This is a genomic window from Paenisporosarcina macmurdoensis (assembly GCF_042658845.1).
Taxonomy (GTDB): Bacteria; Bacillota; Bacilli; order Bacillales_A; family Planococcaceae; genus Paenisporosarcina; species Paenisporosarcina macmurdoensis.
Genome location: NZ_JBHSRI010000009.1, coordinates 1 through 23,305 on the forward strand (window position 1 = coordinate 1; position 23,305 = coordinate 23,305).

At 39.7% G+C, this 23,305-nt stretch carries 22 protein-coding genes, 17 tRNA genes and 1 rRNA gene; 32 read left to right on the forward strand and 8 right to left on the reverse strand.

What is annotated here, in order from left to right; all coding sequences use genetic code 11:
- The first annotated feature begins 188 nt into the window (after window positions 1-188).
- From rrf to ACFPYN_RS07600, 18 genes are all read left to right on the forward strand, one after another.
- A 5S ribosomal RNA gene (rrf, locus tag ACFPYN_RS07515) occupies window positions 189-304 on the forward strand.
- 13 nt (window positions 305-317) lie between these two features.
- A tRNA-Asn gene (locus ACFPYN_RS07520) sits at window positions 318-392 on the forward strand.
- 4 nt (window positions 393-396) lie between these two features.
- A tRNA-Ser gene (locus ACFPYN_RS07525) sits at window positions 397-488 on the forward strand.
- A gap of 22 nt (window positions 489-510) precedes the next feature.
- Window positions 511-585, forward strand: a tRNA-Glu gene (locus tag ACFPYN_RS07530).
- Window positions 586-739: 154 nt separating this feature from the next.
- Window positions 740-815, forward strand: a tRNA-Val gene (locus ACFPYN_RS07535).
- A 148-nt stretch (window positions 816-963) separates the two neighbouring features.
- A tRNA-Met gene (locus tag ACFPYN_RS07540) sits at window positions 964-1,040 on the forward strand.
- A gap of 228 nt (window positions 1,041-1,268) precedes the next feature.
- Window positions 1,269-1,345 (forward strand) — tRNA-Met (locus ACFPYN_RS07545).
- A gap of 3 nt (window positions 1,346-1,348) precedes the next feature.
- A tRNA-Asp gene (locus ACFPYN_RS07550) sits at window positions 1,349-1,424 on the forward strand.
- Window positions 1,425-1,571: 147 nt separating this feature from the next.
- Window positions 1,572-1,647 (forward strand) — tRNA-Phe (locus ACFPYN_RS07555).
- A gap of 19 nt (window positions 1,648-1,666) precedes the next feature.
- Window positions 1,667-1,742 (forward strand) — tRNA-Thr (locus ACFPYN_RS07560).
- A gap of 9 nt (window positions 1,743-1,751) precedes the next feature.
- Window positions 1,752-1,835: transfer RNA gene (locus tag ACFPYN_RS07565), tRNA-Tyr, on the forward strand.
- A 5-nt stretch (window positions 1,836-1,840) separates the two neighbouring features.
- Window positions 1,841-1,914 (forward strand) — tRNA-Trp (locus tag ACFPYN_RS07570).
- An 18-nt stretch (window positions 1,915-1,932) separates the two neighbouring features.
- A tRNA-His gene (locus tag ACFPYN_RS07575) sits at window positions 1,933-2,008 on the forward strand.
- 41 nt (window positions 2,009-2,049) lie between these two features.
- A tRNA-His gene (locus tag ACFPYN_RS07580) sits at window positions 2,050-2,125 on the forward strand.
- 9 nt (window positions 2,126-2,134) lie between these two features.
- Window positions 2,135-2,206, forward strand: a tRNA-Gln gene (locus ACFPYN_RS07585).
- A gap of 7 nt (window positions 2,207-2,213) precedes the next feature.
- A tRNA-Gly gene (locus ACFPYN_RS07590) sits at window positions 2,214-2,288 on the forward strand.
- Window positions 2,289-2,299: 11 nt separating this feature from the next.
- Window positions 2,300-2,373, forward strand: a tRNA-Cys gene (locus ACFPYN_RS07595).
- Between the two features lie 38 nt (window positions 2,374-2,411).
- Window positions 2,412-2,492, forward strand: a tRNA-Leu gene (locus ACFPYN_RS07600).
- 96 nt (window positions 2,493-2,588) lie between these two features.
- Here ACFPYN_RS07600 and ACFPYN_RS07605 read toward each other — a convergent pair.
- Window positions 2,589-2,780, reverse strand: coding sequence for a hypothetical protein (locus tag ACFPYN_RS07605; protein WP_377733367.1), 192 nt, complete (start codon window positions 2,778-2,780; stop codon window positions 2,589-2,591).
- Window positions 2,781-3,050: 270 nt separating this feature from the next.
- Here ACFPYN_RS07605 and ACFPYN_RS07610 point away from each other — a divergent pair, with 270 nt between their 5' ends.
- From ACFPYN_RS07610 to ACFPYN_RS07625, 4 genes are all read left to right on the forward strand, one after another.
- Window positions 3,051-3,389, forward strand: coding sequence for a DUF5658 family protein (locus ACFPYN_RS07610; RefSeq protein ID WP_377733368.1), 339 nt, complete (start codon window positions 3,051-3,053; stop codon window positions 3,387-3,389).
- A gap of 128 nt (window positions 3,390-3,517) precedes the next feature.
- The gene (wrbA, locus tag ACFPYN_RS07615) at window positions 3,518-4,129 is read left to right on the forward strand and encodes an NAD(P)H:quinone oxidoreductase (protein WP_377733369.1); all 612 of its coding nucleotides are present in this window, start codon (window positions 3,518-3,520) and stop codon (window positions 4,127-4,129) included.
- A gap of 165 nt (window positions 4,130-4,294) precedes the next feature.
- Window positions 4,295-4,603, forward strand: coding sequence for a DUF5658 family protein (locus ACFPYN_RS07620; protein WP_377733370.1), 309 nt, complete (start codon window positions 4,295-4,297; stop codon window positions 4,601-4,603).
- Between the two features lie 152 nt (window positions 4,604-4,755).
- Window positions 4,756-5,520: an STAS domain-containing protein gene (locus ACFPYN_RS07625; protein WP_377733371.1), complete on the forward strand. Its 765-nt coding sequence runs from the start codon at window positions 4,756-4,758 to the stop codon at window positions 5,518-5,520.
- 40 nt (window positions 5,521-5,560) lie between these two features.
- Here ACFPYN_RS07625 and ACFPYN_RS07630 read toward each other — a convergent pair whose 3' ends face one another.
- Entirely contained in the window at window positions 5,561-6,253 is a 693-nt protein-coding gene (locus ACFPYN_RS07630; RefSeq protein WP_377733372.1) for a B3/B4 domain-containing protein, read from the reverse strand.
- Window positions 6,254-6,308: 55 nt separating this feature from the next.
- Between ACFPYN_RS07630 and queG the strand changes: the two genes are divergently transcribed.
- Both queG and trmL read left to right on the forward strand, forming a co-directional pair.
- Window positions 6,309-7,445: a tRNA epoxyqueuosine(34) reductase QueG gene (gene queG / locus ACFPYN_RS07635; protein WP_377733373.1), complete on the forward strand. Its 1,137-nt coding sequence runs from the start codon at window positions 6,309-6,311 to the stop codon at window positions 7,443-7,445.
- Between the two features lie 12 nt (window positions 7,446-7,457).
- A complete protein-coding gene (gene trmL, locus ACFPYN_RS07640) occupies window positions 7,458-7,931 on the forward strand; it encodes a tRNA (uridine(34)/cytosine(34)/5-carboxymethylaminomethyluridine(34)-2'-O)-methyltransferase TrmL (RefSeq protein WP_377733374.1) in 474 nt (157 codons plus the stop codon).
- A gap of 359 nt (window positions 7,932-8,290) precedes the next feature.
- On the opposite strand, the gene ACFPYN_RS07645 is transcribed toward trmL, so the two are convergent.
- Window positions 8,291-9,595 carry an NCS2 family permease gene (locus ACFPYN_RS07645; protein ID WP_377733375.1) on the reverse strand — a complete coding sequence of 435 codons (1,305 nt, stop codon included), beginning with the start codon at window positions 9,593-9,595 and terminating at the stop codon, window positions 8,291-8,293.
- Between the two features lie 160 nt (window positions 9,596-9,755).
- Here ACFPYN_RS07645 and ACFPYN_RS07650 point away from each other — a divergent pair, with 160 nt between their 5' ends.
- Window positions 9,756-10,586 (forward strand): aldo/keto reductase, encoded by an 831-nt coding sequence (locus ACFPYN_RS07650; protein WP_377733376.1) that lies wholly within the window; start codon window positions 9,756-9,758, stop codon window positions 10,584-10,586.
- A 317-nt stretch (window positions 10,587-10,903) separates the two neighbouring features.
- On the opposite strand, the gene ACFPYN_RS07655 is transcribed toward ACFPYN_RS07650, so the two are convergent.
- The 3 genes from ACFPYN_RS07655 to ACFPYN_RS07665 are packed head-to-tail and all read right to left on the reverse strand — an operon-like array spanning window position 10,904 to window position 12,701.
- Window positions 10,904-11,749 (reverse strand): RluA family pseudouridine synthase, encoded by an 846-nt coding sequence (locus ACFPYN_RS07655; protein WP_377733377.1) that lies wholly within the window; start codon window positions 11,747-11,749, stop codon window positions 10,904-10,906.
- 53 nt (window positions 11,750-11,802) lie between these two features.
- Entirely contained in the window at window positions 11,803-12,273 is a 471-nt protein-coding gene (locus tag ACFPYN_RS07660) for a thioredoxin family protein (RefSeq protein ID WP_377733378.1), read from the reverse strand.
- Window positions 12,274-12,275: 2 nt separating this feature from the next.
- Complete coding sequence (locus ACFPYN_RS07665; protein WP_377733379.1) at window positions 12,276-12,701, reverse strand: disulfide oxidoreductase; 426 nt, start codon at window positions 12,699-12,701, stop codon at window positions 12,276-12,278.
- A gap of 132 nt (window positions 12,702-12,833) precedes the next feature.
- On the opposite strand from ACFPYN_RS07665, the gene ACFPYN_RS07670 reads away from it, so the two are divergent.
- The 6 genes from ACFPYN_RS07670 (at window position 12,834) to ACFPYN_RS07695 (ending at window position 20,294) form a co-directional block, all read left to right on the forward strand.
- Complete coding sequence (locus ACFPYN_RS07670; protein WP_377733380.1) at window positions 12,834-14,378, forward strand: GNAT family N-acetyltransferase; 1,545 nt, start codon at window positions 12,834-12,836, stop codon at window positions 14,376-14,378.
- 189 nt (window positions 14,379-14,567) lie between these two features.
- Window positions 14,568-16,298, forward strand: coding sequence for a phospho-sugar mutase (locus ACFPYN_RS07675; protein WP_377733381.1), 1,731 nt, complete (start codon window positions 14,568-14,570; stop codon window positions 16,296-16,298).
- Between the two features lie 646 nt (window positions 16,299-16,944).
- The gene (locus ACFPYN_RS07680) at window positions 16,945-17,853 is read left to right on the forward strand and encodes a DNA-3-methyladenine glycosylase family protein (protein WP_377733382.1); all 909 of its coding nucleotides are present in this window, start codon (window positions 16,945-16,947) and stop codon (window positions 17,851-17,853) included.
- Window positions 17,854-17,949: 96 nt separating this feature from the next.
- On the forward strand, window positions 17,950-19,065 hold the full coding sequence (locus ACFPYN_RS07685; protein WP_377733383.1) for a GAF domain-containing sensor histidine kinase: 1,116 nt from the start codon (window positions 17,950-17,952) through the stop codon (window positions 19,063-19,065).
- 12 nt (window positions 19,066-19,077) lie between these two features.
- Complete coding sequence (locus ACFPYN_RS07690; protein WP_377733384.1) at window positions 19,078-19,719, forward strand: response regulator; 642 nt, start codon at window positions 19,078-19,080, stop codon at window positions 19,717-19,719.
- Window positions 19,720-19,754: 35 nt separating this feature from the next.
- Complete coding sequence (locus tag ACFPYN_RS07695) at window positions 19,755-20,294, forward strand: NADPH-dependent FMN reductase (protein WP_377733385.1); 540 nt, start codon at window positions 19,755-19,757, stop codon at window positions 20,292-20,294.
- A 137-nt stretch (window positions 20,295-20,431) separates the two neighbouring features.
- On the opposite strand, the gene rsgA is transcribed toward ACFPYN_RS07695, so the two are convergent.
- A complete protein-coding gene (gene rsgA, locus ACFPYN_RS07700) occupies window positions 20,432-21,514 on the reverse strand; it encodes a ribosome small subunit-dependent GTPase A (protein WP_377733386.1) in 1,083 nt (360 codons plus the stop codon).
- A 362-nt stretch (window positions 21,515-21,876) separates the two neighbouring features.
- Here rsgA and ACFPYN_RS07705 point away from each other — a divergent pair, with 362 nt between their 5' ends.
- Window positions 21,877-22,029, forward strand: coding sequence for a hypothetical protein (locus ACFPYN_RS07705; protein ID WP_377733387.1), 153 nt, complete (start codon window positions 21,877-21,879; stop codon window positions 22,027-22,029).
- A gap of 325 nt (window positions 22,030-22,354) precedes the next feature.
- Here the strand turns inward: ACFPYN_RS07705 and ACFPYN_RS07710 are convergent, their stop codons facing one another.
- The gene (locus tag ACFPYN_RS07710) at window positions 22,355-23,242 is read right to left on the reverse strand and encodes a cation diffusion facilitator family transporter (protein WP_377733388.1); all 888 of its coding nucleotides are present in this window, start codon (window positions 23,240-23,242) and stop codon (window positions 22,355-22,357) included.
- Between the last annotated feature and the right edge of the window lie 63 nt (window positions 23,243-23,305).

The window sequence follows — 23,305 nt, forward strand, 5'->3', positions numbered from 1 at the left end:
GGAAGCACGGCGACGTGTGCAGCTGACGAATACTAATCGATCGAGGACTTAACCAAAATTTTGAATGGCTTTCAATGGCCCGTTTATCCAGTTTTGAGTGAACAAGAAATAGTTTTTTTAAATAATAAAAAACACTTGTAAATCTCGTCAGACTTGTTATAATAAATCTTGTCTTTAAAAACAAATAGTCTGGTGATGAATGCGAAGAGGTCACACCCGTTCCCATACCGAACACGGAAGTTAAGTTCTTCAGCGCCGATGGTAGTTGGGGGTCTCCCCCTGCGAGAGTAGGACGTTGCCAGGCATTATATTATTATTCCGAAGTAGCTCAGTGGTAGAGCAATCGACTGTTAATCGATTGGTCGTAGGTTCGAGTCCTACCTTCGGAGCCATATTGGGGAGCTGTCCGAGTGGCCGAAGGAGCACGATTGGAATTCGTGTAGGCGGGTTAAACTGTCTCAAGGGTTCAAATCCCTTGCTCTCCGCCAAAGACTTTCTTCTATAATATATGGCCCCTTGGTCAAGCGGTTAAGACACCGCCCTTTCACGGCGGTAACACGGGTTCGAATCCCGTAGGGGTCACCAATTTCTTTTTACGTAACTTTAACCAGTATGTAAGAAGAATCAAAAGCAAGTAGTTCTAGGAAACGATCGAATGAATGAAGAAGCGTACAAAAATACGTTACTGCATGAATGAGTGAATTGACAACGAAATGCGTAGCTTTTCATTCTTTTTAACGGAGGATTAGCTCAGCTGGGAGAGCATCTGCCTTACAAGCAGAGGGTCGGCGGTTCGAGCCCGTCATCCTCCACCATTACACTATTGAAACTCTCTAAAGAAATCGCGAGGGTGGAGCAAATCGCCAAACGAAGATGGCGATTAACATCGAAGCAGGCGAAGCTGATGCAGATGTCCACAATGACATAAGCGTTGTATCATAGTGTTTATAACAATAATATTATCGCGGGGTGGAGCAGCACGGTAGCTCGTTGGGCTCATAACCCAAAGGTCGCAGGTTCAAATCCTGCCCCCGCAACCAATTAATCTTAAAATGATTAACATCGACAGTGACAAAAATCGATGAACAAAAAAGTGACATTACTCACGCTAGAGAAATTGCGAGAGTGTTTATAACAATTATATTATCGCAGGGTGGAGCAAATCGCCAAACGAAGATGGCGATTAACATCGAAGCAGGCGAAAGCCGATGCAGATGTCCATTAAGTAATAAGCGTAGTATCTATAGTTTTTATAACAATATTATTATCGCGGGGTGGAGCAGCACGGTAGCTCGTTGGGCTCATAACCCAAAGGTCGCAGGTTCAAATCCTGCCCCCGCAACCAAATGGTTCCGTGGTGTAGCGGTTAACATGCCTGCCTGTCACGCAGGAGATCGCGGGTTCGATTCCCGTCGGGACCGCCATTTTTTATGAAGTATCTAGAATTGGAATAAGCAAAGAAGATCGAGGAAGCAAAATGAGTAAGTGAAGGAGCGTACTAACGTACGTGACTAACCGAACGAAAGAAGCTGACAAAGAGATTCAAAGCTTAGTACAAATTCAACTAATGTGGCTCAGTAGCTCAGTCGGTAGAGCAAAGGACTGAAAATCCTTGTGTCGGCGGTTCGATTCCGTCCTGAGCCACCATTATATTTTTTAACACCATGCCGGTGTAGCTCAGTTGGTAGAGCAACTGACTTGTAATCAGTAGGTCGAGGGTTCGACTCCTTTCGCCGGCACCATCTTCAATTGGAGGGGTAGTGAAGTGGCTAAACACGACGGACTGTAAATCCGTTCCTTCGGGTTCGGCGGTTCGAATCCGCCCCCCTCCACCAACTTTAGGGGCATAGTTTAAAGGTAGAACTGAGGTCTCCAAAACCTCCAGTGTGGGTTCGACTCCTACTGCCCCTGCCAATTTTTATTGTCTTTATGGCGGTTGTGGCGAAGTGGTTAACGCATCGGATTGTGATTCCGACATTCGAGGGTTCAATTCCCTTCAGTCGCCCCATTTTCCTGATTTGCATTCAAACTTTTATTAATAACATTATGGCGGGCGTGGCGAAGTGGTTAACGCATCGGATTGTGATTCCGACACTCGGGGGTTCAATTCCCCTCGTTCGCCCCATATTATTAATGGGGTATAGCCAAGCGGTAAGGCAACGGATTTTGATTCCGTCACGCCCTGGTTCGAATCCAGGTTCCCCAGTATTGTTGCGGAAGTAGTTCAGTGGTAGAACACCACCTTGCCAAGGTGGGGGTCGCGAGTTCGAACCTCGTCTTCCGCTCCATTTTTTTTTTTGGCGGCATAGCCAAGTGGTAAGGCAAAGGTCTGCAACACCTTTATCACCGGTTCAAATCCGGTTGCCGCCTCCATACTTTTTTTGTTTTTAGTCTGCATGTAATTATAATTTGCCCGAGTGGTGGAATGGCAGACACGCCGCACTCAAAATGCGGTGCCGTAAGGCGTGCCAGTTCGAGTCTGGCCTCGGGTATCATTCGAAAAGCAGTATCTACTTAATGTAGATACTGCTTTTTTTTGTATATTATGAGGAACTGCCATTGTTCAGTAGAAGCACATTTACGGGGAATCATTTCTTATCATTATTTACGGGGTGATTGGGTTCGCGCTTAGTGTTATTTTTGGCTGCTTTGTTTTGACCAACCGTATCTAAATCATCCGGACTTACATCGTGTCCAAAGCCAAATTCTTCACGATCAAATTTTGCCTTCTTCATATTTTTATTTTGTCTTTGTTGATTCTTTGTATTATTTGAAGTCAACGAAATTCACCTCCATTTTCTAATAGCTTGTTCTGAATGAATAGGTTTATTCTTCTTGATTTCGTTTTTTTTCTTTAAAATAAAAAAAGTCTAAGCATAGGCTTAGACTTTTTTGTGAGAAATACCATGGCTTATCAACCCAAGCCTCACGTATTTAGTATAACCTCTTAATGACTATATAAACGGCTTAATATATACCAACTGGCCCAAATCTAAACAGAATTCCTCCTATTTTGACATTACCCAATAGCTGTTTAAGCGATCAGAATAATGACCACACTAATTTTATCAAAAAAGGCATTAGGTGATCAGATGATTAGCTCAGCATGGATGTTAATACTATTAAATAGTTTGGATGGGATTGCAACATATGTAGGTATATCTTTATTAATTATTAGTGAAGCCAATCCGTTATTGGCAGAATTAGATCCATTCAATATTCTCATGATTAAATTGTATTTAAGCACTTTTCTAACAGCGTTTATATTACAACATCCATTGCAACTGTTTGGAAGAGGGTTTACATATCTCCTTAGTTTTGCCAACGTGTGTTATTTAGGAGTATTTGCTAGTCATGTTTTTTGGATTGGTGTAAGTATGGTGTACTAATACTTATGATGATAAAAATAGAATAAAAACTAATTTTTAAGGGAATAACGAAATAGGAACTGATGTTAATTCGTCTAGATTCTTTATTTATCGCTAAACTGTTCATTCTAACAAGGGAGATGAAAATGATGTCAAAAGTAAAATTAGCAGTAATATACTACAGTTCAACAGGCACTAACTATCAATTAGCGAAATGGGCAGAGGAAGGTGCGAAAGAAAACGGTGCTGAAGTGAAAGTATTGAAAGTACCGGAAACTGCTCCGCAAAGTGCCATTGATTCAAATCCAGCATGGAAAGCAAATATTGAGGAAACGAAAAATGTGCCTGAAGTCACTTTGGATGATTTGGAATGGGCAGATGCCATTATATTTAGTGTTCCTACACGCTTTGGGAATATGCCTGGTCAAGTGAAGAATTTCTTAGATACTACAGGAGGACTGTGGTTTAATGGGAAGTTAACAAATAAAGTGGTGAGTGCCATGACTTCTGCACAAAACCCTCATGGTGGACAAGAGGTGACCACACTGGCGCTATATACAACTATGTACCACTGGGGAGCGATTGTGGTGGCGCCTGGTTATACAGATCCTGTATTGTATAGTGCTGGTGGTAATCCTTATGGGACAAGTGTATCTGTCAACCAAGAAGGTAAAATGGTTGAAGATGTTCAAGGTGCGGTTAAACACCAAGCAAAACGTACTGTCACTGTTGCGGAATGGGTTAAAAAAGGGAATAAATAATACATGTCAAAAGGCAGGGAGTTAGAAGGTATCCAACTTCTAACTCTCTGCCTTTTCTTAATGGTTTCATAATTGATATGGATTCCTTATGAATTAATAAAGTTCTCAGGGCTATCGATTAAAAATCGTTCTTAATGCATACCATATATAGATTCAATCCAAAACATGGGGTGGGCAATTCTGTCGGTCTTGGCGTTTCTCATTGTGGTTCTTAATGCAGTGGATGGAGTACTAACCTACATAGGTTTAAAAACTTCTCAGATAGAAGAGCTTAATCCAATGCTTAGTATACTTCAGCCTGAGTCTATTCTCTTTGTTAAGTTGTTGCTAAGTGGTTTATTGTGGTATGTCATTTATAAAAAAGGGTTATTGAGGTTTGGAAGGAAGCTTCTATTGCTTTTATGGATAGTTGTGGTAATTTACACGGGTGTAATTATTCTGCATCTCTTTTGGTTCATTCCATTCTTGTTCTAATTGACTGTAAGCAAAGTATATCTCAAATAAAAAGGATGACACTCTGAGGGTGTTATCCTTTTTGTATGGTTGCACCACAATAAATGGATTAGGCATTCACCTAGATTTTGTATATACTATAGATACTAGTTTATAGGAATAGGATGAGTAAAATGAGTGAAGTGGGATCAATACCAAACGAAATTTCAATGTTAAAAGCGCTAAATAGTATTGGTGAAAATATTATCATCGCTGATAAACAGTTCCATATCAGATGGATGAATAGCAATGCCTCAGAATTGTTATCAGTGGTTGCACCGTTATTTCAATTACAGGACAGTGAAGCCTTTATTGGATTAAGTATGGACTTCTTTCATAAGCGCCCTGTACATCAACAACAAGTAATGAGAAGTTTAGAAACCACACACCGAACACGGATTACGATTCGTGATCGTATCGTAACTGATATAGTTGTTACACCCATAAAAAATGACTTAGCTGATATAGAAGGATACGTTGTCATGCTAATGGACGTAACCACAAAATCAGAAGAAGAGAAAAAGAAAGAAAAGTTGATTAAAGCACTTTCACTTCCTATTTTACATGTGTGGAAAAATACAATTGCATTGCCGTTAATCGGAGAGTTTGATGCAGAGCGAGCAGACCTACTTATTTCATCTGTGTTATTGGAATGCTCTGCTCACCGAATTGAATACGTTTTAATCTCTTTAAGTGGATTGAGTGATTTTGATCAAGAAGTTCAATTTTATATTCAAAAGCTGTATGATTGTTTAAAATTAATTGGTGCAAAATGTATTTTGGTAGGTATTAGTCCAAAGCTTGCTATATCGATGGGTGCTTTGGAACGAGATATTCCAACATATAGTTCAACTTATGCTGCCTTAGAAGCAGTTATGGAACAACAAAAGCAACAGTAAAAAAACCGCTTCCTCGCGAAGCGGTTTTTATGTGCAGCTATTAATCAATCGACACTTGTGGATGTTCTTTATCCAAAAGGAAAGTTGAATAACTTCCACCATTTACTTGCGCAAACATTTTCCCGGCGGACTTTATTAGTTTTTCAGCATCTTCCATGGTGGTGGAAGGTTGTAAAAAGAAAATCTGTAACCCTTCAACGGTAGTTTCATTAACTACGGTGCGAATTGAATCGACAAATGGGCTACCAAATGGACCTACTGTATCTTCAACGCATAATATGCCACTTAACGTATTATCACGTCCATTAATGCCTGTATATGAGGTTTCAGCATCACCAAGTCGAATGTGACTATCTCCTGCTATTTGAGATACATCATATAGACCAACAGGAATTTCGTATTGTAAGGAAAAGAAGGTATTTAAATCTACACCGCTGTTTAATGGTTGCAGATAATTCTGGTTGCGAATACGACGCATCATTGCCTCCATGGATGGACGATATCGACCAGGGTCCGCTCCAAACTTCTTCCATAAGACTCTCCATTCTTTAATTCCCGGATAATCTGTCAATTCTTTGTCCTGCAAATCAAAAAATAAGTGTTCTTGATATAATTGCATGCGTCCTTTTAGCATTTGAGGAGATTCTGACACGACAAATTTGGTATAATGATTAATGCCTATTTTAATGCGTTCATCGATTTGAAAGATGGATGGATCGATTGAAATTTTCATGTTTTCACCTACAGATCATTTTTCATCATTTTAGCATAAGGAGGGAGAAGTTATCATGAATGTGAATCAGTTTCAACAAGAGCTCGTTTCATTTGCACACTCAATCGGAATTGATAAAATCGGCTTTGCTTCTTCCGATCCTTTTCGTGAGTTGAAAAACCGATTGAAGCGACAACAAGAGCTTGGGTATCAATCTGGTTTTGAAGAGCCAGATATCGAGAAAAGAACGACCCCAACTCTGTTGTTGGATGAAGCAGAAAGTATTATATCGATTGCAATTGCCTATCCGTCACGTATGGAAAACGCTCCGCAAGGAAAAAAAGGGGAGCGCAGAGGGATTTTTGCACGCGCGTCGTGGGGAACAGACTATCATACGGTGTTACGAGACCGTTTAGCCAAATTAGAACAGTTTATTGCTTCACATATCATTGATGCTAAAACACGCTCAATGGTGGATACAGGAGAGTTATCTGACCGTGCTGTTGCACAGCGGGCAGGAATCGGCTGGAGCGCGAAAAATTGTGCTGTGATTACTCCAGAGTTCGGATCTTATGTGTATTTAGGTGAAATTATTACCAATCTTCCATTTGCACCGGATACACCAATGGAAGATGAGTGTGGAGATTGTCGACTGTGCTTAGACGTTTGTCCGACAGGCGCTTTAATTGAAGGTGGTCAATTGAACGCACAGCGATGTATTGCATTCTTAACACAGACAAAAACTTCTTTGCCTGATGAGTTCCGAACTAAAATTGGAAATCGTATTTATGGCTGCGATACGTGCCAGACGGTGTGTCCAAAAAATAAAGGCAAGTTTAATATGCATCAAATCGATTTCCAACCCGATCCGGAACTTGCTAAGCCTTTGCTGTTACCATTGTTGAAAATGAGTAACAAAGAATTTAAAACAAAGTTTGGACATGTTTCTGGATCATGGAGAGGAAAGAAACCAATTCAACGGAATGCCATTTTAGCTTTAGCACATTTCAAAGAAGAAAGTGCCATTCCTAATTTAATTGACTTACTGTTCAAAGATGAGCGACCAGTAATTCGTGGGACAGCTGCTTGGGCGATTGGGAAGATTGGAACCGAAGAAGGAAGATCAGCGCTTCATGAAGCATTACAAACAGAAACAGACACTGAAGTAGTTGAAGAAATCCATAAAGGATTAGCGTTTCAAACCGTAAATTAAGGAAGTGGAAGAATGAGCATTCACGTAGTACTTTATCAACCATTAATACCTGCTAATACAGGCAACATTGCACGTTCTTGTGCAGGAACAGATACAAAACTTCATTTAATTCGCCCACTTGGTTTCTCGACAGACGATAAGATGTTAAAGAGAGCCGGACTGGATTACTGGGAACACGTTGATATCCATTATTACGATGGGTTAGATGAATTGTTTGCTAAGTATCCATTAGGAGAGTTTTTCTTCCTAACTAAGCATGGATCGAAGCCTCATACAACGTTTGACTATAGTGACAGAGAAAAAGATACCTTTTTCGTTTTTGGGAAAGAAACATCTGGATTGCCTCGTGAATTAATTGATGCCAATCAAGACCGTTGCTTACGCATTCCAATGAACGACAATGTGCGTTCATTAAACTTATCGAATACAGCAGCCATTTTAATTTATGAAGCACTTCGTCAACAAGATTATCCGAATTTGAAGTAAGCTGAGTACCAGCAAGGATCATTAGACATGTATTGAAAAATAAAAAAGGGATTGCTAGTTAGTAGCAATCCCTTTTACATGGTTATTTTTTTTCAGATGCACCTGGTTTGTCATCGTATCCTGCCGTGAACATCGCAGCAAGGAATGCAACAGTGACACCAAGAATAAGTATTAAGCTCATAATTGTTGCCTCCTTTTGAGAGAATTAACTAGCATACTTAAGTATAGCTTACTTCATTTCAAAAAGAAATATTCTCCTAACCACAAATGTGGCAAATATCGTTCAATGATTCATTTTGTAGAAAGACTTCGTTCATGAAAAAATAAAAAGACTGAAGCCGTAATGGCTCAGTCTTTTTTCAATGTGGTAAAAATAATAGTTGATATAAGAAAAGAACAGCGAATATATATAGTAACGGATGTACGTTACGTGCTTGGCCTTTAAATATCTTCAGCAATGGATATAAGATGAATCCCAGTTCAATCCCCGTCGCAATGCTTGATGTTAATGGCATCGTTAAAATGACAATAAATGCTGGGAACGCTTCATCGAAAGTATCCCAATCAATATGCTTTACAGCGCTGATCATTAAACTTCCGACAATGATTAAAGCAGGTGCAGTTATAGCTGCAACACTTGAAAGAGAAGAGACAAGAGGTCCAAAGAATGCTGCTATGATAAAAAGGATTGCAACAGTAACAGATGTTAGACCAGTACGACCTCCAACTGCAACACCTGCAGAAGATTCGATATATGCAGATGTTGGGCTTGTACCAAACATTGCGCCAACTGTTGTCGCAACTGAATCAGCTAGCAAAGCTTGTCTTGCTCGGGGCATAGTATTGCCTTTCATTAAACCAGCTTGTTTGGCAACGCCAATCATGGTGCCTGTTGTATCAAATAAGGTAACGAGTAAGAAGGAAATAACGATTCCGAACATACCATATTCGAATACATCCATAAGTGCGACTGCAGGATTCCAAACGATTACACCTTCTGGTAAAGATGGAAGTTGCATTAACTTTGCATCAAAATTTAGTTGATTTGTGAAAAATGCAACGATTCCTGTAGCGATCATTCCGTAGAATAATGCGCCATAGACATTCATAACCATTAATATCAACGTTATGAGTAATCCAAACAAGGTAAGTAACACTGGTGCGCTCGTTAAATCACCAAGCTTCACTAAATTTTGTGGATGTGCTTCGACTAAGCCGGATAAACGCAAGCCGATAAATGCGATAAATAATCCAATTCCAGCGGTTATCCCATGTTTCAAGTTTTCAGGAATAATTTCAATTAGTTTTTTACGTAATGGTGTTAATGAAAGAATGATAAATAATAGTCCGGCAATAAAAACGGCTGAAAAGGCCGTGATGTAATTAATTTCTCCATTAGATGAAATGACAACAGTATAAGTGAAAAATGCATTTAATCCCATACCAGGAGCGATAGCGATAGGATAATTTGCAAATAATCCCATCCATAATGTACCTACTGCTGCAGAAATAATCGTTGCTAGAAAGACTTGATCAAAAGGTACTCCAGCGTCTGCCAATATGACAGGATTGACAATCACGATATAGACCATTGTCAGGAAAGTGGTCATTCCTGCGAGTACTTCAGTTTTTACATTAGTATTATGCTCTTTTAAGCGAAACATAGTGTGTCTCCTTTCGAAAAGACGAACGAAATAACCAACATTCCATATAATATTCGTTTTTTGGCTAAAGTGCAATAGTTTTTATGAAAAATCTTCTCACTCGTAAAAAAAGCTTTAAATTTGTACAATAGAAGGAGAATGAATTGAAAGGATGAAGAAAATGAAGCTTACCTTACAATCGACAAAAACTTTACATAACGGTGTTGAAATGCCGAGACTTGGATTAGGTGTTTACAAAATGACCAATCCAGAAGAATCTGTTAGAGCGATGACGACTGCTCTTCAAGGCGGCTACCGTGCGATTGATACCGCTTCACTCTATGGAAATGAAAAAGAAGTCGGAGAATCCGTGCGTACTTCGGGTGTAAAACGTGAAGATATTTTTGTAACAACAAAAGTGTGGAATACGGATCAAGGCTATGACCAAACATTGAGAGCATTTGAAACATCGTTGGAGAACTTAGGCTTTGACTATTTGGATTTATATTTGACACATTGGCCAGTGCCAGAAACATTTAAAGAAACTTATCGTGCCATTGAACGCCTTTACGATGAAAAACTAATACGAGCAACAGGTGTTTCTAATCATCAGCAACATCATTTAGAAGAGATTTTTGTAAAAGCAAATGTAAAACCCATGGTAAATCAAATCGAATTAAGTCCACGTCTTACTCAGTATGACCTGAGAACATTCTGTACAGACAACCAAATTGCAGTAACTTCTTGGTCACCTCTAGCGCGAGGGGGATTACTAGATGAACCATCCCTAATGAGAATGGCTAATAAATACGGAAGAACACCAGCACAAATCATTATTCGTTGGCATCTACAGCACGGCTTAATCGTCATTCCAAAGTCAGTGACACCAGAACGCATTGTATCTAATGCGGATGTCTACGGTTTTGTATTATCTTTTGAAGATATGAAGAATATTGATTCCCTAAATTTAAATGAACGAACAGGCGCAGATCCAGACAATTTCAATTTTTGATTGTTAAAGAAAAGACAGTGGTAAAGAATGCTGTTGATATGGTAGAACAATTTATATAGCCCAGTGATGCAACGTACCTTTATGTTTCGAAGCTAGCACTAAAAAAGTGAAACATGAGTCTTTTTTATGCACCTATATTTGAAAATTGTAAACAGGTATAGTTGTTTGTTTTACGCATGACGATTAAGGTTGATTGAAATGGAAGAGACGGAGACTCCGGCGGGAATAGCATGAGCTGAAGTCCCGCACAACAGTATAGAGCAAAGAAAAAAAGAGATTCACCGAGTTGAAAATACTCGGGAATCTCTTTTTCGGTATTATTTATAATCTTCTACAATGACCATTTCTTTCGTAATCGGATGGACAAATTGTAATTTACGAGCTTGCAGCGAATAGTTATCTTGTCTCGTTCTTGAACCATACATTCTGTCACCCGTTACTGGATGGCCAATTGAGCTGAAATGTACTCGGATTTGATGAGTACGTCCTGTTTCTAAAATCACGTTTACTTTCGTGAAGTTAGAATCTTGTCCCACTACTTCAAAATGAGTAATCGCTGTTTGACCAGATGGAGATACTGCACGACGTGCCGAATCATGACGGTCTGTGCCAATTGACGTTCGAATAGATCCGCTTTTTTGTGTCATATAGCCGTCAACGATTGCTTCATATGTGCGAATGATTTTTTTCTCTTCAAGCATGCGGTCAAGCATCGATTTAATTAGTGGATGCTTCGCAATTAATACTAATCCTTTAGTGCCTTGATCGAGGCGGTGGACGTGTTCTGCATATACGCCACCTTGCTTATTCACATGGGCTATGACATGATTCATACATGTGCCAGTTTGTCCTGGTTCATTTGGATGTGTAGCCATGTCTGCAGGTTTAGAAACGACAAGTACATGAGCATCTTCAAACAAAATTGGCACTTCGCAAATGTCAGTAGCCACATAAGAAGAAGGCTCAACGTTAATATTGAATGTAAGTTTAGTACCAATTGGGAAATGGTGTTGCCAGACAATAGGCTCTCCGCTTTCATTCAAAATACTTTTAGCCATGCGCATTTCGTGCATGATTTTCTTGCCGATATGGAAATCGTCACGGAGAAGTTCTTCGATTGTAATATTATCTTGTTGCAATGCATATTGAAAAGTTGTGATCATTTTTATTCCTCCTAAAAATAGACCATGTACGATGACATGGTCTACGTTATCTTCTATTTTAATACAACATCACTTAAAAATGTTTTAATATTTTCTTCAGGTTGATTTCCAACCATGCGTGAAACTTCTTTACCATCTTCAAAATGAATCATAGTCGGCGTTGCTTCAATCGCATAATCTTCCCAACCTTGTTCAAATTCATAGACATTGTATTGGACGATATCAGCATCCATATCTTCTACAATTGGCATTAAAACAGGAGTCATAGCTTTACAATGTACACAAATAGGGCTAAAGAAGTAAGCTGTTACAGGCTCTCCACTTTCTACCTTTGCTTGCAAGTCATCAGGTAGAATGATGTTTTGATAGTTTTCATCGTCTAATTGGTCAATTGTTTCTTGTTTTAAATCGTTCGTTCCGTAAGGATTGTCCGCTAATTTAGTGTCATTAGACATATTATTCAGGACAATAATCAATGCGAAAACTGCGACAATAATTCCACCGATAATTAATAATTTCTTCATCTTTATTTTTCCCCCTTTGAATCTTTTAAAAGCATGAAGCTGGTAATAGCTATGAGAACAAATGCAGTTAATGCTAAAAATGGAATGGTGATAAAGCCAAAGATGTTGATATACTCACCTGTGCAGGACACGCGGCCACAAGCAGGTGCATTTTCAGACAAGAAGCTAACTTTTTGTAACCCATAATGATACAAAGAAATGGCTCCGCCAATCACGGAGAAGATGGCAGTTGTTACGGCAATACGTGCATTTTTTTGCACATAGGCAACACCTAAAATTAGAACGAGTGGATACATGAAGATTCGTTGGATCCAACATAACTCACACGGTTCATATCCCCTTATTTCAGAAAAGAATAGGGAGCCCATTGTAGCTGTTAATGAAACGACCCACATAAACAATAAAATATTTTCCGACTTTTTCGTCATATTTAATTCTCCTCTTCTGAGGGTAAACCCATATCAAATTATAATTCTAAGTAGCATACAAGTAAAATATTTTCAACGGTGACTAAGTTCGATATAATAAAATATGTAGCTTTTGTGAAGGAGACGATACACATGTCAGAAGAATTCGATTTATCCAAGTTTGAAGTAAGCATGGTAATCCGACAAACAACCATGGAAGATGTTGAACCAATGTTAGAAATGCAAAGACTTTGTTTTCCAGGAATGGATCCATGGAAAGTTGAGCAATTACGTAGTCACTTAAGTATATTCCCAGAAGGTCAACTTGTGGCAGAACTTGATGGTCATATCATCGGATCTTGCTCAAGTTTAATCATAAATTTTGATGAATATGATGATCGTCATTCGTGGTCAGATGTAACGGATGATGGCTATATAACGAATCATAATCCAGAAGGATACAATATGTACGGCATCGAAGTAATGGTACATCCAGAATACCGACGTATGAAAGTCGGTCAACGTTTGTATGAGGCACGCAAAGAAATAGCACGTCAGTTTAATTTGAAATCTATCATTATTGGTGGACGTATTCCAAATTATCACAAACACTCAGAAGAGATGTTGCCACGTGAGTATGTAGACGCAGTATCAAGACATAAAATTTATGATCCCGTGTTAACATTCCAAATTATGAATGGCTTTACGCTGATGCGTATTAACCCTAACTATTTACCTGATGATACTGCTTCAGGCAAATACGCTACCTTAATGGAATGGAATAACGTCGATTATAAGCCAATGTCAAAACGTCATTTTAAAACGAGTTATCCTGTTCGAATCTGTGTTGTTCAATACATGATGCGTGCAATTGAATCGTTTGATGATTTAGCAAACCAATGTGAGTATTTCGTTGACGTAGCTTCCGACGCCCATTCTGACTTTGTGGTGTTCCCGGAAATTTTCACTACTCAACTGATGTCATTCTTAGATGAGCCTTCTCCGAGTCGCGCTATTCGACGTTTGACTGAATACACACCTCAATACATTGAGCTCTTTACCGATTTAGCTGTTCGCTATAACGTTAATATTATTGGCGGATCCCATTTTGTAAAAGAAGAAAATGATGAGATTTACAACATTGCTTACTTATTCCGCCGTGATGGTTCGATAGAGAAACAATATAAAATGCACATCACTCCTAATGAACGCAAGTGGTGGGGTATTAGTGCAGGGGATTCAGTACGTGTCTTTGATACAGATTGCGGAAAAATTGCCATCCAAATTTGTTACGATATAGAGTTCCCAGAAGTTGCACGTATTGCTACGGATATGGGCGCAAATATTATTTTCGTTCCTTTCTGTACAGAAGATCGTCAAGGATTCTTACGAGTGAAATATTGTGCACAAGCTCGTGCTGTTGAAAATCAAATTTATACAGTTATTTCAGGAACCGTTGGAAACTTGCCACAAACTGAAAATATGGACATTCAATATGCACAATCTGGTATTTATGCACCATCTGATTTTGAGTTTGCTCGTGATGGTATTGTAGGTGAAACGAGCCTAAACTTAGAAATGGTGTTAATTGGAGATGTAGATTTAGAAATCTTGCGTCGTCAACGACAAGACGGAACGGTGAAACAATTAAAAGACCGTCGTCATGATATCTATCGAATTGATTATAAAAAAGGTTGAGACCCGTATCTCTAAGTGATTAGCTTCGCTAGCTAGATTACCTTCATTTACAACTGAATTTAAACCGTTCAGTTGTGAGTGGTAAGATAGCCTTCTAAGCTTTTGATTGTCTCAGTCGAGTTAGAATGAGTTTCTATGCTTTTCGGGCTAGGAACAGCATGTCAAATCGTTTCTATTGGAGGAGACTGTATGAGTTATCAACAAACTGCGGAAAAATGGTTGGCGTTCGATCAATTAGAAGCTGAATGGAAGAATCAACTTTCTATAATTGCCAAAGATGAAAAACGCTTAGAAGATGCATTTTATAAAGACTTGGAATTTGGCACGGGCGGCATGCGCGGGGAAATTGGTGCAGGATCCAACCGAATGAATACCTATACAGTTCGCAAAGCGTCACAAGGGGTGGCAGATTACGTAAAAGCAGCTGGAAAAGAAGCGATGAAAAAAGGAATTGTAATTGCCTTTGATAGTCGCAGAAAATCTCCTGAGTTTGCACTAGAAGCCGCGAGTACTTTTGCGAAAAATGGTATCCAAGCCTATTTATACGAAGAACCTCGGACCACACCACAACTGTCATTTAGTGTGCGTGAACTAGGTGCATTTATGGGGATCGTGGTTACTGCAAGTCATAACCCACCTGAGTATAACGGCTACAAAGTATACGGTGAAGATGGTGCACAGCTTAATTTGGCAGATGCTGAAGCAGTTATTGCGTATGTTCAACAAGTTGGCGATGAGTTAGCTATTGAAGCGGGGAACACGGAAGAGTATTTACAAACTGGCATGATTCAAGTGATTGGCCATACTTTAGATGAAGCTTATCTTGAGAAGGTCTTAGCTATTCAACATCACCAGGAATTTGCGGGTAAAGACGCATTAAAAGTGGTATTCTCACCTCTTCATGGAGCTTCAGGTTCAACCGTTCGTACTTTAATGGAACAAGCGGGATATCAAAACTTTATGTATGTTGAAGAGCAAATGGAACCAAACGGCGAGTTTCCTACATTGAAATCTCCTAATCCAGAAGAAGCAGGTGCGTTTGAGTTAGCGATGAAACTAGGTAAAGAAACAGCTGCTGATGTTTTAATTACAACTGATCCAGATGGGGACCGTGTAGGTGTGGCAGTTCGACAAGCGGAAGATTACGTACTATTAACAGGGAACCAAACAGGAGCCATTTTGATTGAATATTTACTTACTCAATTAAAAGAGAAGGGCCAAATGCCAGCAAATGGTCGAGTATTTAAAACAATCGTGACTTCTGATTTGGGTCGTGTGATTGCAGAATACCATGGCTCGTCGACTGAAGATGTATTGACTGGGTTTAAATTTATTGGAGAAAAAATTCAACACTATAATGAAACCAAAGAATATACGTTCTTGTTTGGTTATGAAGAAAGCTATGGTTACTTAATTCAACCATTCGTTCGTGATAAAGATGCCATTCAATCTGTCTTAGCTATTACAGAAGCAGCTGCTTTCTATAAAATGCAGGGCAAGACGTTACTCGATGTCTTGCATGACTTATTTGAACGTCACGGCTACTACTTCGAAGGGTTAGTGTCGATTACGAAAAAAGGGGCAGACGGAGCACGTGCGATTCAAGGTCTGTTAACTAATTTACGTAATCAACCCTTAACGGAAGTTGCCGGGATTGCCATTTCGTCACAAGAAGATTATTTAACGCAAACACGTAGCTTTATTGATGGGCGTAAGGATGAAAATCTGACATTGCCTCAATCAGACGTTTTGAAATATTTCTTAGCGGATGGGTCATGGGTATGTATACGACCAAGTGGAACTGAACCGAAGATTAAATACTATATTGGTGTCATGAGTCCAACTGAAGCTGAAAGTAAAGATAAACTGAATACGATTACAACGCAATTCACGGCTGAAATGGAAAAACGTTTCAGCTAGTAAGAGTGGACCCTATTAGTGAATAAGCTAATAGGGTTTTATTTGAAAAGATAAGAAATCATATAATTTTAGTTGCATAAATCCAGTGTATCAGGCGTTTTGGACAAAAAGATTGATTCATTAATAGTGTTGATTTTCGTTTCAAGCGGACGCTTTCCGCGGGGCGGGCGGTGAGCCTCCTCGGTCGCTTTGCGATCTGCGGGGTCTCACCTGTCCCGCTGATCCCGCTGGAGTCGCCGCCTTCCACTACAATCCATGAAGTGAGTTGTAACCAACAAGAAAATCTATCAATTTCTTATTGCGAAGAAACGAATAAATGATTTTAAGTTTTCTAGAGATAGAACCAACCTATAATCGTAGTTGCCATCTATATTAGTTGATTGAAGCGCAGGTGGCGACTTCTGCGGGAATAGCATGAGCTGAAGACCCCGCAGGAAAGATACTGGTCAAAGCCAGTATCTTTGCGACGAGTAACCGCAGGAGCATATGTTTTTGCAGTGACGAGGAGACTGAAGCCATGCCCGCGAAAAGCGTCCACCGTAGCGGAAACAACAGGCAACTATGGTTACTCTTCTTAAAAGGACCGGGCGGACTTTGCCCGGTTTTTCTTATTCTGTTAAATTTTCTTATAAGGGAATGAATGTCAATGTGGGAGCAACGTGGAATTGAGTTAAGAAGAGGCATACAAGATTTTAATGGGAACGATATATTGTCTTATTTAGCTCGCAATCAAAAAGAAGTATTGCATCGAGTCGATAAAGAAAATAAAAGCGTTATAAAAGCGATTCGAATACAACAAGAAGTGGTGCTTATCAAACTGTCTATTGGAGATCAGGAACTCGTCCTATCATTTCCGCAATTAATTCGGCCAACCATTCATGTTTCCAAGGTAGCAACAGACTTTGTTGACGAGTGGTTTGATTTATCACGTGATTTACAACCTTTTTATGACTTAGCACATGGGGACGAGATATTGAAGGAAGTGGTCTTAGCTTATAAGGGTCTCCGCATAGTAGGTGTGGAGGAGTTGTTTGAAGCCCTTAGCTGGTCCATTATGGGACAACAAATTAGTTTACATGTTGCATATGCATTAAAACAAAAGCTTGTTACAACGTATGGTGAGTCCATTGTGCACGATAACGAAGAGTACTGGGTATTTCCAACGGCTCAAAAATTGGCATCGCTAGAAGTGGAACAATTGCGAAAGCTGTCCTTTACCCAAAGAAAAGCAGAATACATCATTGGTGTTGCTGAACTTATTGCAACTGGCCAAATAGACAAGGAACAGCTACAGGTGATGTCTCTAGGGGAAATGGAGGCACGTTTAACTGCTATTAGAGGTATTGGAAAGTGGTCGGCAAATTATGTCATCATGAGATGTTTACGACATCCTGATGCTTTTCCATTAGCTGATGTCGGTTTACATAACGCATTGAAAAAAGTGCTCAATCGATCTGAAAAGCCCACTTTGGATGAAATTGAACGATGGGCTGAACATTGGAGTGGATGGCGCGCTTATGCGACATTTTACTTGTGGAGAACGTTGCAAGATTAACATGTCAGCCAAAAGTATGAACTAGCCCTCATTCGAATGCATGAAAACGAGTGGTATGATAGAGGATATAATGACAGGTAAGATGGAGGCGACTGTATGCAATCAAACGAACATTCAAACATCGGCTTATTAAAAGAAATTGCCGAACTGTTGAATGAAGAAACCGAAATGATCACCATGCTACAGGGCGCATTACGAAAATTTTTAGCTGGCACACAGTTTGAAACAGGCTGGATTTTCTTTATTGATACAAAAGGAAAGCATCAATTACTTGCCCATGAAAATCTTCCAGATGCTCTTGAATACGGCAGTTGTCGTCATCTAGAAAAAGGTGGATGCTGGTGTGTTTCTAAGTACCGCAATGGAGAGTTGAAAAAAGCGACGAATATGATAGAATGTCAACGAATTGAAAATGCGATTGATGCAAAAGTGGGAGACCATGCTGGCATTACGCATCATGCAACCGTACCTTTACAATCCGGACAAGAAAAATTTGGCCTGTTAAATGTGGCCTCCCCAAATACCGTAGCATTTACAGATCACGAACTTGCACTGCTAGAGTCTGTGGCCTTTCAACTAGGTTCAGCGATCAAGCGCATCATGTTAACGAAACAAGAACAGGAAATGGCGCTTGTACAGGAACGAAATCGCTTAGCTCGAGATCTACACGATTCGGTAAACCAATTGTTATTCTCCGTTACCTTGACCGCTCGAGGTGGTAGCGAGATGGCTGAACAACCAGAAGTGAAAGAAACCTTTCGTGAAATTCAACACTTAACGCAAGAAGCATTAACTGAAATGCGTGCGCTTATCTGGCAGTTGCGTCCAAAAGGATTAGAAACTGGACTGATTGAAGGGATTAAAGGCTATTCTGAAATGCTCGGATTAACTATTAAAGTAAAAGTGTCAGGTGTAATCAATTTACCATCTCGAACTGAAGAAACACTGTTCCGTATCGCACAAGAAGGATTAAATAATGTTCGGAAACATGCGGGAGTTCAGGAAGCGGAATTATTTATTACGGTAACACTGACAGACGTATTGCTCGTTTTAAAAGATGAAGGATGCGGATTCCAAATGGATTCAAATGTGCAAATCCCATCCATCGGCTTGCAAAGTATGAGAGACCGAGCGAAAGCAGCTGGAGGAACCGCTGACTGGGTAAGTCACATTGAAAAAGGAACGGAATTATTAATCCGTTTGCCACATTAAGGAGGAATCTGCATGATTAGAGTGCTAATTGCGGATGATCATCACGTCGTACGACGAGGGTTATTATTCTTTTTGAAAACGCAAAAAGATATGGATGTTGTGGGAGAAGCTACGAACGGGAGAGAAGCCGTTGAATTGACAGCCAAGCTTAGACCAGATGTGGTGTTAATGGATTTGGTGATGCCGATAATGGACGGGATTCAAGCGACAAAAAAGATTAAATCTCAGTATCCACAAACACAAGTGTTAATGCTGACGAGTTTTTCAGACAGAGATCACGTCATTCCTGCCATTGAAGCGGGAGCATCTGGTTATCAATTAAAAGACATTGAACCTGACGATTTAGTTGAAGCAATTCGCAAATTAATGCGTGGGGAGAATACACTGCATCCTCAAGCCACCTCGCAACTCATGAAAGAGAGTGAACCGCAAATTGAACTACCGCATAAACTTTATCCACTGACACCGAGGGAGCAAGATGTTTTGTCTGAGTTAACAAAAGGGAAAAGTAATAAAGAAATCGCTTCTTCTTTATTCGTTACAGAGAAAACAGTAAAGACACATATATCAAATATATTTTCAAAATTACTTGTACAAGATCGCACACAAGCTGCACTGTATGCAGTAAAGCATGGGTTAACAGAACCTAGCTAATTGTTAATTTGCAATTCAAAAAGGAGAGAATAGAGATGAAAATAGTAGTAATAAGTGGAGGACCACGTAAACACGGACGAACTGCGATTGCGGCTCGATTTATTGAACGTACTTACGGATATCACACATTAGATTTAAGTGTTATGGAAATGCCGATGTACACGGGGGAAGAAGAGCAAACGACTAATCCAGTCGTGAAGTCTTTGCGTCAATCTGTTCTTGAAGCAGATGCTGTATTGCTTTTATCACCTGAATATCATAGTGCGATGAGTGGCGCATTAAAAAATACGCTTGATTTCTTAAGCAGCACACAATTCCTGCACAAACCAGTTGGCTTAATCGCTATGGCTGGTGGAGGTAAAGGTGGGATTAACTGTTTAAATAATATGCGTACGGTCATGCGTGGGTTATATGCAAATGCTATTCCTCGTCAATTAGTGCTGGATCCAAGTGTTTTTGACTACGATCGCGATGGCTTGACAAAGGAAGCGGCTGAACAAGTCGATGGATTGATTGAAGAATTAAAGATGTACGCTCGAGTAGCTAAGGAAGTAAAAGCACAGCAGCTTATATAGATGAAAAGTGGACCGCATTCCTTTAGGGGATGCGGTTTTTCTATGTGTAGAAAAATTGCGTGGGTTCACTCGTACTCGATCTTGCCAATCCTCAAAAAAGCCAGCCCATATTTGATGGACTGGCAATTGTATAAATGTTATTTCTTTTTCCCTGGCCTCTTGCGCATGTCTTTCGTGATTTGTTTCCATTTTCCACGCTCTGCTTTTTGAGCTGCAGCATCTGCTTTTCTTTCAACGTATGCAAGTTCACGTTTTAGCTTTTCATAGCTTGCATAGCGTTCGCGGGTTAGAGAACCATTTTCGAGTGCTTCTTGTACGGCACAACCTGGTTGATTCGTATGTTGGCAATCCGTGAAACGACATGAATTTGCAAATTGCTCGACATCTTTGAATCCTGTATTTAAGCTTTCACTGTTATCCCACATTTGAAACTCGCGCATACCAGGAGTATCAATTAACAATCCTCCGCCAGGCATACGGAACAATTCACGATGAGTAGTCGTATGGCGTCCTTTGTCGTCATCTTCTCGAATGTTTTGAACCACCATTACGTCTTCACCACATAAGGCGTTTGTTAAAGATGATTTTCCAACTCCAGATGAGCCGAGAAGAGCTGCTGTTTTCCCATCTTTTAATAATTCTTGAAGTTCAGCAACTCCTTCGCCAGTTACACTGCTGACGACGTGTATGGGCACTCCAAATGCTACATCATTTGCTTGATCAACAAAGACTTGTGGATCATCACAAAGATCCTTTTTAGTCAATACAATAACGGGATTAGCCCCAGAATCCCAAGCAGCAATTATATATCGCTCGAGTCGGCGGACATTAAAATCTAAGTTTAGAGACATGATAAGAAAGACGATATCGACGTTAACTGCGACAATTTGTTCGACAGTTGTTTGGCCAGCAACTTTTCGAGAAAAAAGCGATGTTCGTGGAAGAATACTGCGTATAATCCCTTTTTCTTCACCAGGCATTTTTTCTATGGCAACCCAGTCACCGACAGCAGGGAAGTCTCTGCGATCGAGTGCTGTGTGCTTAAAACTCCCAGACAGAGAAGCTAACCATTCACCTTCATCTGTCACAACGCGGTACATATGTTTATGTTCTAGCAAGATACGACCAGCGATGCTTGCTTGTAATTTTGTATTGTCGGATTGGTCTGTCCATTTTGTATTCCAAGAATCGTTCCAACCGTAATTTTCAACTATTTTCAATGTGTATTCCTCCTGTTTTGTATAAATAAAATAACCGTGGCTGCGAAAAGGCAGCCACGGTTAAAAATACACATCACAAGATACGGTCTACTTTTTAGAAAGCATACGTGTGATGAGATACCTGGAACATGCCAATTCGCGTTTTTACATTCTCATATAAAATTGTCATAATACCTCACCTGCTTTCTATTAATAGTATAACCTTACCAAAAGCATATTCATTTAGTCAATAACTAAAATGAGAAATTTGCCTCTATTCCGAAAATAATCCAAATGGCACGTTTAACTCAAAGTGTTGATTGGGTAACTAATTAATAAGTTGAAAAGAAACATAAAAACTTACAAAATTGGAGGAATTTAAAATGATGAAGAAACCAGTGGCTGGACAAAAATGGTGGAAAATTGGAGCTGCAGCATTCCTATCTGTAGGTTTGCTAGGTGCTTGTGGAGATGGAGACAATGAAGATGTAGATGGTGAAATGGAAGAAGAAGTAGAAGAGGAAGAAGCAGACTAAACATAATGAAAAAACCGTCCATGTGACGGTTTTTTTAGCTTCGAGTAATTTCATATTAAAATTAAGTTTTCCAAAGAGTAAGTGATACGATCCATCAATGGTCGTAAAAGGAACGGAATGGTGTCTAACTCGTCTAATCGCAAGTGACAATTATCAAATGGTGAAAATATTCTTAAAGGAACGATATGAGCCTTTTAAATCCACCATTCCTGTCGAAAGTATCGAAAGAACCTGACGTTTACCGAGCATCGTGCAACAAAATATATTAATCGTCAAAAAAATGGCTCCGGGTATAAACAACCCCGGAGCCATTTTTTATCTGTAATCATGCTTTGTTGGATGGTTCTGGAATGTGTGGCTCGATATGGACCAGCACCATACAAAATGGTTTGACTAAAAGAATTTTTCTTTCTATTTCTTCCGTGATTCGATGACTTTCTATGACATTTAATGTTGGATCTACTTTTACGGTTAAATCAACAAACATTAAATTTCCGTGCATACGCCCTTTAAAATCCTCTAAGTGAATAACACCTTGAACTTTTCTTACAAGAACTGATAATGTTTCCACTTCATCTTCGTTGAAGCCATCTGTCAATGTTAAAACAGCTTCGATAAAAATATCATATGCGGTTTTCATAATGAGAAAACCGACGAGGATAGCGGTAATAGAATCAAGAATGGGAACTCCAAAGATAGCTGCGAGTATCCCGATAGCAGCTCCAAGACTTACTAGAGCATCAGATCGATTATCATAAGCAGCCGCACGGACGGCTGAACTGTTGATGCGATTCGCCAACTTTAAATTGTATCGATAAACGACATACATAACGATAGCACTTCCACCAGCAACAAAAGCAGTTAATAGGGAAGGCGTTTCATGTACAGGGTGTAGCAAATTGCCACTAGCATTAATTAATACCTGTAATCCAACGGCAGCCATAATAAAGGATGCTACAAGAGAGGCAACTGTTTCTGCGCGAAGATGTCCATAATGGTGATTTTCATCGGGGGGCTTTTGTGAAATTCTTAGACCAATTAAAACAGCGATAGATGCCGCAATATCTGTCGTATTATTGAGACCGTCTGCTTTTAATGCTTCCGATGTTCCAATGTATCCAATCGTAAGTTTTAATGCACTTAAGACAATGTAGGTTCCAATGCTAACCCAAGCACCTTTTTCCCCTTCTCTTAATTGTGTGTAAAGTTCCATTTTGTTTCCCTCCTGCAACACTCTTAGACATAAGAAAACGACCCTCTTAATGAGAGTCGTTTA

Coding starts and splice junctions, on each gene's coding strand:
- ACFPYN_RS07705 (WP_377733387.1), top strand. CDS start 21,877: ATGATGAAGAAACCAGTGGCTGGACAAAAATGGTGGAAAATTGGAGCT.
- ACFPYN_RS07620 (WP_377733370.1), top strand. CDS start 4,295: ATGGGGTGGGCAATTCTGTCGGTCTTGGCGTTTCTCATTGTGGTTCTT.
- ACFPYN_RS07650 (WP_377733376.1), top strand. CDS start 9,756: ATGAAGCTTACCTTACAATCGACAAAAACTTTACATAACGGTGTTGAA.
- ACFPYN_RS07690 (WP_377733384.1), top strand. CDS start 19,078: ATGATTAGAGTGCTAATTGCGGATGATCATCACGTCGTACGACGAGGG.
- ACFPYN_RS07665 (WP_377733379.1), bottom strand. CDS start 12,701: ATGACGAAAAAGTCGGAAAATATTTTATTGTTTATGTGGGTCGTTTCA.
- ACFPYN_RS07675 (WP_377733381.1), top strand. CDS start 14,568: ATGAGTTATCAACAAACTGCGGAAAAATGGTTGGCGTTCGATCAATTA.
- ACFPYN_RS07670 (WP_377733380.1), top strand. CDS start 12,834: ATGTCAGAAGAATTCGATTTATCCAAGTTTGAAGTAAGCATGGTAATC.
- ACFPYN_RS07630 (WP_377733372.1), bottom strand. CDS start 6,253: ATGAAAATTTCAATCGATCCATCCATCTTTCAAATCGATGAACGCATT.
- ACFPYN_RS07645 (WP_377733375.1), bottom strand. CDS start 9,595: ATGTTTCGCTTAAAAGAGCATAATACTAATGTAAAAACTGAAGTACTC.
- ACFPYN_RS07610 (WP_377733368.1), top strand. CDS start 3,051: ATGACCACACTAATTTTATCAAAAAAGGCATTAGGTGATCAGATGATT.
- ACFPYN_RS07680 (WP_377733382.1), top strand. CDS start 16,945: ATGTGGGAGCAACGTGGAATTGAGTTAAGAAGAGGCATACAAGATTTT.
- wrbA (WP_377733369.1), top strand. CDS start 3,518: ATGTCAAAAGTAAAATTAGCAGTAATATACTACAGTTCAACAGGCACT.
- ACFPYN_RS07695 (WP_377733385.1), top strand. CDS start 19,755: ATGAAAATAGTAGTAATAAGTGGAGGACCACGTAAACACGGACGAACT.
- ACFPYN_RS07625 (WP_377733371.1), top strand. CDS start 4,756: ATGAGTGAAGTGGGATCAATACCAAACGAAATTTCAATGTTAAAAGCG.
- queG (WP_377733373.1), top strand. CDS start 6,309: ATGAATGTGAATCAGTTTCAACAAGAGCTCGTTTCATTTGCACACTCA.
- ACFPYN_RS07655 (WP_377733377.1), bottom strand. CDS start 11,749: ATGATCACAACTTTTCAATATGCATTGCAACAAGATAATATTACAATC.
- ACFPYN_RS07685 (WP_377733383.1), top strand. CDS start 17,950: ATGCAATCAAACGAACATTCAAACATCGGCTTATTAAAAGAAATTGCC.
- ACFPYN_RS07660 (WP_377733378.1), bottom strand. CDS start 12,273: ATGAAGAAATTATTAATTATCGGTGGAATTATTGTCGCAGTTTTCGCA.
- trmL (WP_377733374.1), top strand. CDS start 7,458: ATGAGCATTCACGTAGTACTTTATCAACCATTAATACCTGCTAATACA.
- ACFPYN_RS07710 (WP_377733388.1), bottom strand. CDS start 23,242: ATGGAACTTTACACACAATTAAGAGAAGGGGAAAAAGGTGCTTGGGTT.